We start from the raw sequence: 10410 nt of genomic DNA, 5'->3' as shown, positions 1-10410 counted from the left end.
GGAATCGCGCGCAGATAGCGGCGCTCCGTGAGCGGCGGTCCCCCGCCGGGGGTCGCCCACGCCCGGGCCGGGGAAACCCATCCGCCGCTGCTGCTGGCGGACGAACCCGCGGGCAGCCTCGACAGCAGGGGCACCCGCGAGGTCATGCGGCTGCTGTCCCGCTTCCACGGACGCGGCCAGACCATCGTGCTGGTCACCCACGACGCCCGGCTGGCCAGCGCCGCGGACCGGGTGATCAGCTTCTTCGACGGCCGGATCGCCGACGACGCCGAGCTGGACGGCACCCCGTCCCGCGGGACGGGTATATCGGGCGTGCTGGAACTGAGGGACTGATCCGCGGTGTACGACCACCCACGCTCCCACCGCCTCCACCGACACCGCGGGCCCAGGGGCTGACCCGGTGCGGGCCACCCTGCGCTGGGCGCACTCGGATCTGCGCACGCACCGCGGCGAGGCGCTGTTCATGGTGCTCGCCACCGCCGGCATCGTCGCCTCGCTGCTGCTGGCCACGGCGTTGTTCGGGTACGCGACCAACCCCTGGCAGCGGATCTTCGGCCAGGCGCGCGGCGCGCACGTGTGGATCCACGCCGTGCCCTCCGCCGACACGGAGCGGCTCGCCAGGCTGGACGGCGTCCAGACCGTCGCTGGCCCCTACCTCACCGAGGCCGTCACCGTCTCCTCACGCGGCACCCGCGCCTCCGTCGAGCTGCGGTCCACTCCCCGGGAGCCCGAGGTGGACCGCCCGCTGCTCGTCTCCGGTCACTGGCTGCGGTCCTCGGACCCCGACGGGGTGGTGCTGGAGACCAGGCTCGCCCGGTCCCTGCTGGCCGAACCCGGGGACACGCTGAGCCTGCCCGGCACGGCACGCTCCCTCACCGTCGTCGGCGTAGCCGACAGCCCCGAGCCCCGCTACAGCCCGGGTGAACAGCCCGGCCTCGTCTGGGCGCCGCCCGCCGCCCTGCGCAATCCGGGCGGCCAGGTCGTCGGGCTGCGTCTGACCGACCCCGACGACACCGCCTACGCCGTGCAGCGAGCCGTCACCGTGCTGGGCGCCGGCGCGGTCGACGAGGTCTCCACCTGGCAGCAGGCGCGCGCCGAGGCACAGGGCGACAGCCGGCTCCTCGGCCAGGTGCTGGGCCTGTTCGGCCTGGGCGCGCTGGCCGCCGCCGGGTTCGCGGTGCACGGCGCGATCGGCACCCGGATCCGGGGCCATCTGCGGGACATCTCGGTACTCAAGGCGATCGGCCTCACCCCCGGCCAGGTCGTACGGATCTTCCTGCTCCAGCACGTCGCGTACGCCGTCGTCGGCGCCCTGGCCGCGGGGGCGTTCATCCAGGGCCTCGGCCGCCGGATCCCGGGGCGGCTCGGTGACGCGGTGGGTGTGTGGCAGGGGCTGCCGGGGCACACCGTCGCTCTGTGCGCGGTGCCCGTGGGCGCGGTGCTGTTCATCGGGCTGACCACCGGGCTGGCGGCCTGGCGGGCCGGGCGGGTGCCACCGGTGCCGGTGCCACGCCCCGCGCCCCAGTCCGGCGGGCGGCTGACGGGTGTGGCCCGGCGGGCGCTCGGGCTGCGGCTGCCGCCCGCGGCGGTCCTGGGCTGCCACAAGGTGTTCACCGGCCGCCGCCGGTCCCTGGCCACGGTGGGCCGGCTGGCCCTGCCGCTGCTGCTGATCGTGGTGGCGCTGAGCGCGTGGACCACCATCGACCGGTTCCACAGCAGCCCGGAACGGATGGGCCTGCCCGCCGCGCTCACCGTCCGGACCGACGGCGGACTGAGCGACGGGGACGCCCACGCGCTGATCACCGCGGACCCCCGGGTCGCCGCCGCCTACCCGGGTGTCGAGGTGCCCGCCCTGGTCCCGGGTCAGACCGCCACGATCGCCCTGCGGGGCTTCGGTACCCACCAGGACCCCTACCCCTGCGCCCTCGCCGAGGGCCGGCCCGCGCGCGGCCCCGACGAGGCCGTGGCGGGGCAGGGGCTGCTCGACCTGCTCGACGCACGCGTCGGCGACTGGGTGCGGATAACCATGGGCGACCGGCCGCTGATCCTGCACATCGTGGGCCGCAGCATCGAACCGGAGAACGCCGGCCGGGTCGTGTCCACCTCGCTGGACACCCTCCAGGAGAGCGATCCCCGGCTGACCCCGACGCTCTACCAGCTGAGGCTGCGCGCCGGCGCCGACCCGCACCGGGTCGCGGCCGCCCTGGCCACGGCCGGCCATGGGCACCTTGACGTGCACACCGTCCCGAACCCGGCCGACGGGCTGTCCCCGCTGCGCGGCGTCGTCGCCGGGCTGATCGCCGTGCTCGCCCTCATCGGGGTCGTGGAACTGCTCACCGCGATCGGCGGGACCGTCCGCGAGAGCGAGCGGGACCTGCTGGCGCTCAAGGCGATCGGCATGTCCCCGCGGCAGATCACCGCGATCACGGTGACGGCGACCAGCTGTACGGCCCTGGCCGCCGTCCTCGTCGCCACCGCGCTGGGCCTGCCGCTGGCGCACCGGCTGATCGACGCCCAGGGCAGCTCCAGCGGCATCGGCGCCGGAATCGCCCAGTCCCCCTCCCCCGGCCTGCTGACCGCACTCGGCGCGGCCGCGGTCCTGGGAGCCGCCGCACTCTCCGCCCTGCCCGCTGCCAGGGCGGCGCACCGCCGCCTGGCGGACACACTGAGCGCGGTGACCTGACCGCACACGCGTGGCACGCGTCACGCGACACCACGACCACGATCACGACCGACCGTCGTACGACGACAGTCGACGCCCCGTCCCACGCCCCGGCCTGTCGGCCGCACTGGGGGACCGGGCGTCGATCAGCTGCCGTACCGGGTGACGCCGGTGGCGGTCCCTGAGGATCGCGGTCGCCGTGCGGTCAGGTCAGGTCAGGTCAGGTCAGCGGAGAGTGCGGTGAGCCCCCGCACGGCGGTTGCGCCGAGGTGACCTGACCGCGTTCATCCACCGCCCCGGTGCGCCGACCGGTCGAGCCGTCGGCCGGCGCCGGGGCCTCGCGATGGCCCGGGGTCAGCCGCGGCCGCGCAGCTCGCGGTACTTGGCGACCAGGGCCTTGGTGGAGTCGTCCAGGCCCTCGACCTCGGCGCCCTCGGTGAGGGCGGGTTCGACGCGCTTGGCGAGGACCTTGCCGAGTTCGACGCCCCACTGGTCGAAGGAGTCGATGTTCCAGACCGCGCCCTGGACGAAGACCTTGTGCTCGTAGAGGGCGACGAGCTGGCCGAGGACCGACGGGGTCAGTTCGCGGGCGAGGATCGTGGTGGTCGGCCGGTTGCCCTCGAACGTCTTGTGCGGCACCAGCTCCTCGGCCACGCCCTCGGCCCGCACCTCGTCGGCGGTCTTGCCGAAGGCGAGGGCCTGGGTCTGGGCGAAGAAGTTGGCCATCAGCAGGTCGTGCTGGGCCTTGAGCTCACCGCTGAGCTCGGCGACGGGCTCGGCGAAGCCGATGAAGTCCGCCGGGATCAGCTTCGTGCCCTGGTGGATGAGCTGGTAGTAGGCGTGCTGCCCGTTCGTGCCCGGCGTGCCCCAGACGACCGGACCCGTCTGCCAGTCGACCACCTGCCCGTCCCGCCCCACGTGCTTGCCGTTGGACTCCATGTCCAGCTGCTGCAGGTAGGCGGTGAACTTGGACAGGTAGTGGCTGTAGGGCAGGACCGCGTGCGACTGGGCGTCGTGGAAGTTGTCGTACCAGATGCCCAAGAGGCCGAGCAGCAGCGGCACGTTGGACTCGGCCGGCGCGGTCCTGAAGTGCTCGTCGACCAGGTGGAAGCCGTCGAGCATCTCACGGAAGCGGTCCGGGCCGATGGCGACCATCAGGGAGAGGCCGATCGCGGAGTCGTAGGAGTAGCGGCCGCCGACCCAGTCCCAGAACTCGAACATGTTGGCCGTGTCGATGCCGAAGTCCGCCACCTTCTCGGTGTTCGTCGACAGGGCCACGAAGTGCCTCGCGACGGCCTCCTGACCGGCCTTCAGCTCGGTGAGCAGCCAGTTGCGGGCGGAGGTCGCGTTGGTGATCGTCTCGATGGTGGTGAAGGTCTTGGAGGCGATGATGAACAGCGTCTCCTCCGCGTCCAGGTCGCGGGTGGCCTCGTGCAGGTCGGCGCCGTCCACGTTCGACACGAAGCGGACCGTGAGGTCGCGGTCGGTGAAGCTGCGCAGCACCTCGTAGGCCATGGCCGGGCCCAGGTCGGAGCCGCCGATGCCGACGTTGATCACGTTCTTGATGCGCTTGCCGGTGTGCCCGGTCCAGGCGCCGGAACGGACCCTCTCGGCGAAGTCGCTCATCTTGTCGAGCACGGCGTGCACCGCGGGCACGACGTTCTCCCCGTCGACCTCGATCACCGCGTCCCGCGGGGCGCGCAGCGCGGTGTGCAGGACCGCGCGGTTCTCGGTCGTGTTGATCTTCTCCCCGCGGAACATGGCGTCCCGCAGGCCGAAGACGTCGGTCGCGGCGGCCAGCTCGCGCAGCAGCCGCACCGTCTCGTCGTTGACCAGATGCTTCGAATAGTCGATGTAGAGGTCACCGACCTGGAGCGTGTACCCGGCGCCGCGCCCCGGATCGGCCGCGAACAGGTCCCGCAGATGGGTGTCGGCGAGCTGCTCCCTGTGCTTGGCCAGAGCGGTCCACTCGGGCGTCTGGTTGAGCCTGGTACGGCCGTCTGCGTTCATTTCGGACTTCAGCCTTCTTTCCTGCAACCTGTCCTGCTGCGTACCTTGCCCCGCTGCCGGTCCCAACCTAATTGATCAGCGGGTGACGTGAGCTGTCGTGGCGCCGTCCTGAGGGGCAACAACAGGTACGTCGGGCTTGCCCGCCGGTATCAACGAGGTGACCGCCAGGGCGAACAGCGCGGCCGCCAGCAGGGCCGGGCCGTTCAGGCCGTACAGGCGGGCCACGGCTCCGCCGAGGAGGGCGCCGAGCGGGGCGCCGGAGGTCGAGGCCGTACGGAAGGCGGAGGCGATGCGGCCCACCATCGGCTCCGGACCGCGCTGCTGCATCAGCGTGACCTGGTTGACGTTCCACACCATGTTCATCGTGCCGAGCAGCAGCATGCCGGCCAGGAGCGCGGCCAGGTGCCGGACGCCGCCGATGAGCAGCAGCGACGCGGTCTGCACGGTCCCGCCGAGCAGCAGGGCGCGCACCCGTCCGGTGCGGCGGGCCAGCCGCTGGGCGAGGAAGCCGCCGGCGATGCTGCCGGCCGAGTACGCCGTCATCGCGGCCGCGAATCCCGCGTTCCCCGCGTGCAGCCAGCGGGTCACGTGCAGCACCAGCGTGGCGATGAGGGCACCCATGCCGATGTTGCACAGCAGGGTGGCCACGCAGACCGCCCGAAGGGCGCGGTCGCGCCACAGGGCGCACAGGCCGGCCCCGATCTCGGCCCGCAGGGTGCTTCCGGCCTGGCGGGGCACGCGGTGCGGCGGCCTTATCCGCAAGGACGCCACCAGTGCGGCGGCCGCCAGATACGTGCCCGCGTCGGCCACGAACGGCATGAACACGCCCGCCGCCAGCAGCAGCGGCACGAACGGGCCCGCCACCAGTCCGCCCGCGAACTGCTGGCCGGTCATCAGCCGGGCGTTGGCACCGCCCAGTGCCTCGCGCCGCACCAGGGAGGGCAGCAGGGCCGTGGAGGCGTTGTCGAAGAGGGTCTGGAGCGTGGTCAGAGTGAAGGCGAGCGCGAGAACCAGCGGCATCGAGGCGTGGCCGAGTCCCACGGCCAGCGCGAATCCGGCGACGAGCAGCCCGCGCGCGGTGTCCACGGCCCACATCGCCCGGCGCTGGTCCACCCGGTCGGCCACGGCTCCGCCGAGCAGCCCGAACAGCAGCCAGGGGACATAGCCGCAGGCGGTCACCGAGGCGATGGCCAGGGGCTCGTCGGTGAGGCGCACGGCGAGCAGCGGCAGCGCCGACGTCCGTAACGCGTCCCCGAAGCGGGAGACCACGGCGGCCGTCCACAGCCGTCCGAATCCCCCGCGCCATGCGGGCGCGCCCGTGCCCACCGTCACGCCCCCTGTCATCGCTCCCCCTCACGATTCGCCTATGCACAAACCGTAAAGGGTGCCACTGACAACGGGCCCGGCAGCGGAGACGGCTTCGGCCAGGCGCCCTCGGGCACCCGGCCGTTCACAAGTCCTAGATCTCGCCGCGCAGTTTGGCGAGCGCCTCGGCGAGGATCGCCTCGCCGTCCGCGTCGCTGCGCCGCTCCCGTACGTACGCGAGGTGCGTCTTGTACGGCTCGGTGCGCGGCGGGTCCGGCGGGTTGTCCCGGTCCTGACCGGCCGGGAAGCCACAGCGCGGGCAGTCCCAGGTCTCGGGAACCTGCGCGTCGCTGGCGAAGCTGGGCTGCGTCTCGTGCCCGTTGGAGCACCAGAAGGAGATGCGCAGACGCGGCGCGGACTCGCCGCGCTCGGCCTCGCCCATCGGCCCCGCCCCGACCCGGCTTCCTCGGATCGCGTTGCCACTTGCCACGGTGTAACTCCCTGCGTGATGGTGCCGCGAAGCGAGTCGGCGTTTCGCTTCGTTGCGAGCGCCTCAGTCTACGTAAGGCCCAACGCGCGTCCAGTGCTTCGAGTTACAGCCCCCACACCTAGACGCAAGCCCCATGATAGGCCGCGCTCAGGAGCGCGTACCGAACATGGGGCCTTACGTACGGAATGTGCGTGTTTGTGAGAAGCTGATCAGCTGCTCATCCGCGCTCAGCTGCTCGACTTCATCAGCAGACCGAGGACGACGATGCACGCGAACCACAGCAGACCGACCACGATGGTGATCCGGTCGAGGTTGCGCTCGGCGACCGAGGAGCCGCCGACGGACGACTGCATGCCGCCACCGAACATGTCGGAGAGACCGCCGCCCTTGCCCTTGTGCATCAGCACCAGCAGCATCATCAGCAGGCTGAAGACGATCAGGGCGATCGAGAACCCCAAAACCACGGCTGGACCAACTTCCTCGGATTCGGATGGACTGCGGGGGCCGGCAGACACCTACCAGCCCCCGCAAGGGTACGACGAATCGCCGTTACCGCATACTCACAGGTCGCGTCACTGGTCGCGGAAGCGCACGATCTTGACGAACTCGTCCGAGTCCAGCGAGGCCCCGCCGACCAGCGCGCCGTCGATGTCCGCCTTCGCCATGATCTCGGCCACGTTTCCGGCCTTCACGGAGCCGCCGTACTGGATGCGGACCTTGTCGGCCACGTCCTGGGAGTACAGCTCGGCGAGCTTGCCGCGGATGGCGGCGCAGACCTCCTGGGCGTCGTCCGCGCCGCAGACCTTGCCCGTGCCGATGGCCCAGACGGGCTCGTAGGCGATCACGATGGTCTCGGCCTGCTCGGCCGGGAGGTCCTTCAGACCGCCCTCGACCTGGGCGAGGGTGTGGGAGACGTGGTTGCCCGCCTCGCGGACCTCCAGCTCCTCACCGACGCACATGATCGGGGTCAGACCGTGCTTGTAGGCGGCCTTGACCTTGGCGTTCACGACCTCGTCGGTCTCGTTGTGGTACTGGCGGCGCTCGGAGTGCCCGATGGCCACGTAGGTGCACTTCAGCTTGGCCAGCATGGGGCCCGAGATCTCGCCCGTGTAGGCACCGGAGTCGTGCGCCGAGAGGTCCTGGGCGCCGTACTTGATCTTGAGCTTGTCGCCGTCGACCAGAGTCTGCACGGAGCGCAGGTCGGTGAAGGGCGGCAGGACGGCGACCTCGACGGCCTCGTAGTCCTTGTCGGCCAGGGCGAAGGCGAGCTTCTGGACGTGCGCGATGGCCTCGAGGTGGTTGAGGTTCATCTTCCAGTTGCCCGCCATCAGCGGCGTGCGCGTGCTCATTAAGGTCAGTCCTCCAGTGCGGCGAGGCCGGGGAGCGTCTTGCCCTCGAGGTATTCGAGGGAGGCGCCGCCACCGGTCGAGATGTGGCCGAATGCGTTTTCGTCGAAGCCGAGCGTACGCACGGCCGCGGCGGAGTCGCCGCCACCGACGACGGTGAAGCCGCCGGTTTCCACGAGGGCCTGGGCGACCGCCTTGGTGCCCTCGGCGTAGTCGGGGTGCTCGAAGACGCCCATGGGACCGTTCCAGAAGACGGTCGCGGCGTCGGCGAGCTTCGAGGCGTAGAGCTCTCGGGTCCTCGGGCCGATGTCCAGGCCCTCCTGGTCGGCGGGGATCCTGTCCGCCTCGACCACGGTGTGCTCGGTGGGAGCCTTGGCCTTCAGGTCCGGGAACTCCCGGGTGACCACGACGTCCACGGGCAGCAGCAGCTCGACGCCCTGCTTCTCCGCGCGCTCCATGTACTCGGTGACGGCCGGGACCTGGTCCTCCTGCAGGAGGGAGGTGCCGACCTCGTATCCCATGGCCTTGAGGAAGGTGTAGGCCATGCCGCCGCCGATGAGGAGGCGGTCGGCCTTGCCGAGCAGCTCGTCGATGACGGCGAGCTTGTCGGAGACCTTGGCGCCGCCGAGCGCGACGACGTAGGGGCGCTTGACGTCCTCGGTGAGCTTCTTGAGGACGCCGACCTCGGTGGCGATCAGGTAGCCGGCGTAGTGCGGCAGGCGGGCCGGGAGGTCGTACACGGAGGCGTGCTTGCGGTGGACGGCTCCGAAGCCGTCGCCCACGTACACGTCGGCGAGGGCGGCGAGCCGGTCCGCGAACTCGGCGCGCTCGGTGTCGTCCTTGGACGTCTCGCCGGCGTTGAAGCGCAGGTTCTCGATGACCGCGACCTGGCCGGGCTGCAGGCCGTCCACGGCGTCATGGGCGGCGGGGCCGACGGTGTCCTGGGCGAACGCGACCGGGGCGCCGAGGAGTTCGCCGAGCCGCTCGGCGGCGGGCAGCAGCGAGAAGGCCGGGTCCGGGGCGCCCTTGGGGCGGCCCAGGTGCGAGGCGACGACCACCTTGGCGTCCGCGTCGGCGAGGGCCTTCACGGTGGGCAGGACGGCACGGATGCGGCCGTCGTCGGTGATCACGCCGTCGGCGAGCGGCACGTTGAGGTCGGCGCGGACGAAGACCCGCTTGCCGGCCACGCCTTCCGCGAGAAGTTCGTCGATGGTCTTCATGAGGGGGACTCCTGAGGAGGGCTCTTGATCGTACGAGGGCTGATCGACCGTATCCAGTGGGGCGATCCGCACGTGCGTCAGGGCTCGGGCAGCGCGACGGTGCGCTGCCCGAGCCCTGCTGTCACATCAGGTGCCTGCTCTGCCGATCAGAGCTGGTTGCCGACGAAGACCGTCAGGTCGACGAGGCGGTTGGAGTAGCCCCACTCGTTGTCGTACCAACCGATGACCTTCACGTTCTTGCCCTCCTGGACCATGGTCAGGGAGGAGTCGAAGGTGCAGGACGCCGGGGCGTTGACGATGTCGGAGGAGACGATCGGGTCCTCGGTGTACTCCAGGATTCCCTTGAGCTCGCCCTCGGCGGCCTTCTGGAAGGCGGCGTTGATCTCTTCCTTGGTGACCTCGCGGCCGAGTTCCAGGACGAGGTCGGTGACCGAGCCGGTGGGGACCGGGACGCGCATGGCGATGCCGTCCAGCTTGCCCTTGAGCTGCGGGAGGACCAGTGCGGTGGCCTTGGCGGCACCGGTGGTGGTCGGGATGATGTTCTCGGCGGCGGCACGGGCGCGGCGCAGGTCCTTGTGCGGGAAGTCGAGGATGCGCTGGTCGTTCGTGTACGCGTGCACCGTGGTCATCAGACCCTTGACGATGCCGAAGTTCTCGTCGAGGACCTTCGCCATCGGCGCCACGCAGTTGGTGGTGCAGGAGGCGTTGGAGATGACGTGGTGGTTCGCCGGGTCGTACTTGTCCTGGTTGACGCCCATCACGATGGTGATGTCCTCACCGGAGGCCGGAGCCGAGATGAGGACCTTCTTGGCGCCGCCGGCGATGTGCTTCGCGGCGTCTTCCTTCTTGGTGAAGATGCCGGTGGACTCGATGACGATGTCGACGCCCAGCTCGCCCCACGGGATGTCGGCGGGGTTGCGCTCGGACAGCACCTTGATGGTGTGGCCGTCGACGGTGATGGTGTCGGCGGTGTGGGACACCTCCTGCTTCAGACGGCCCAGGATGGTGTCGTACTTCAGCAGGTGGGCAGTGGTCGCGGTGTCACCCAGGTCGTTGACAGCCACGATCTCGATGTCTGCGCCCTGCTCGAGCAGCGCGCGGAAGTAGTTGCGACCGATGCGACCGAAGCCGTTGATGCCTACGCGGATCGTCACGAACCGATCTCCTCGTTGGTACGCCGGCCATGCGGTGCCGGCGAGCTGTATTTGGGATGTCCCCGACCACCCCCGACCCTACCTCCCTGAGGCTCCGGAGGTGACATTCAGATGCCTCATACACGGCAGGGGGGGGCGGGCGCCCGCCGCTTGGGGGGCGACCCCCGCTGGAGGGGGGGGGTGTTTCGCCCCCCGGGGGGGGTCGAGGGGGGGGTGGGCAGCG

8 protein-coding genes and 1 pseudogene (1 of these 9 only partly in view) are annotated in these 10410 nt (G+C 71.0%); 2 read left to right on the top strand and 7 right to left on the bottom strand.

The annotated features are described in order from the left end of the window. Positions 1–333, top strand: a pseudogene (locus ACFW2E_RS03495) (ABC transporter ATP-binding protein) (it extends 481 nt beyond the left edge of the window). A 67-nt stretch (positions 334–400) separates the two neighbouring features. Then, a complete protein-coding gene (locus ACFW2E_RS03490; RefSeq protein WP_384460693.1) occupies positions 401–2683 on the top strand; it encodes an FtsX-like permease family protein in 2283 nt (760 codons plus the stop codon). A gap of 333 nt (positions 2684–3016) precedes the next feature. Here the strand turns inward: ACFW2E_RS03490 and pgi are convergent, their stop codons facing one another. From pgi to gap, 7 genes are all read right to left on the bottom strand, one after another. Continuing rightward, positions 3017–4672: a glucose-6-phosphate isomerase gene (gene pgi / locus ACFW2E_RS03485; protein ID WP_384460690.1), complete on the bottom strand. Its 1656-nt coding sequence runs from the start codon at positions 4670–4672 to the stop codon at positions 3017–3019. A 75-nt stretch (positions 4673–4747) separates the two neighbouring features. Next, the gene (locus tag ACFW2E_RS03480) at positions 4748–6016 is read right to left on the bottom strand and encodes an MFS transporter (RefSeq protein ID WP_384460686.1); all 1269 of its coding nucleotides are present in this window, start codon (positions 6014–6016) and stop codon (positions 4748–4750) included. A 115-nt stretch (positions 6017–6131) separates the two neighbouring features. Continuing rightward, positions 6132–6419, bottom strand: coding sequence for an RNA polymerase-binding protein RbpA (locus tag ACFW2E_RS03475; RefSeq protein ID WP_007448238.1), 288 nt, complete (start codon positions 6417–6419; stop codon positions 6132–6134). A gap of 275 nt (positions 6420–6694) precedes the next feature. Then, positions 6695–6931 carry a preprotein translocase subunit SecG gene (secG, locus tag ACFW2E_RS03470; protein ID WP_384460683.1) on the bottom strand — a complete coding sequence of 79 codons (237 nt, stop codon included), beginning with the start codon at positions 6929–6931 and terminating at the stop codon, positions 6695–6697. A gap of 108 nt (positions 6932–7039) precedes the next feature. Then, positions 7040–7816 (bottom strand): triose-phosphate isomerase, encoded by a 777-nt coding sequence (gene tpiA / locus ACFW2E_RS03465; RefSeq protein WP_384460680.1) that lies wholly within the window; start codon positions 7814–7816, stop codon positions 7040–7042. 5 nt (positions 7817–7821) lie between these two features. After that, on the bottom strand, positions 7822–9033 hold the full coding sequence (locus tag ACFW2E_RS03460; protein WP_384460677.1) for a phosphoglycerate kinase: 1212 nt from the start codon (positions 9031–9033) through the stop codon (positions 7822–7824). Between the two features lie 146 nt (positions 9034–9179). After that, positions 9180–10187, bottom strand: coding sequence for a type I glyceraldehyde-3-phosphate dehydrogenase (gap, locus tag ACFW2E_RS03455; protein ID WP_384460674.1), 1008 nt, complete (start codon positions 10185–10187; stop codon positions 9180–9182). Between the last annotated feature and the right edge of the window lie 223 nt (positions 10188–10410).

This window comes from Streptomyces sp. NPDC058964 (assembly GCF_042741275.1).
Classification (GTDB): Bacteria; Actinomycetota; Actinomycetes; order Streptomycetales; family Streptomycetaceae; genus Streptomyces.
The sequence above is the reverse complement of the archived record's forward strand: the minus strand, read 5'-3'. Positions and strand labels throughout refer to the sequence as shown.